The organism is Streptococcus sp. HMSC064H09, assembly GCF_001812625.1.
GTDB lineage: Bacteria > Bacillota > Bacilli > Lactobacillales > Streptococcaceae > Streptococcus.
The window spans coordinates 1-240 of record NZ_KV809578.1; the positions used below are offsets into that span (position 1 = coordinate 1).

General features: G+C 39.6%; 1 protein-coding gene. It reads right to left on the reverse strand.

Annotated elements, in window-relative coordinates; all coding sequences use genetic code 11:
• Nucleotides 1–240 (reverse strand): 2,3-bisphosphoglycerate-dependent phosphoglycerate mutase (locus tag HMPREF2867_RS04710; protein ID WP_141750993.1); only part of this gene is annotated, 240 nt, incomplete at both ends.

Sequence of the window (240 nt, forward strand, 5' to 3'; positions counted from 1 at the left end):
ACGTTCAATTTTTCGTCAAATTCGAATACCAATGGTGGGAAGTTTGGAATTTCAACATCCATGATTTCGTCATCTGACAATTGTTTGATGTGTTTTACAAGGGCACGGATTGAGTTACCGTGTGCACCTACGAATACGTTTTTACCATCTTTAAGAGCTGGAGCGATTTTATCTTCCCAGAATGGAAGGGCACGTTCCAAAGTAACTTTCAAGTTTTCAGCATCTGGAATTACTGAGTCA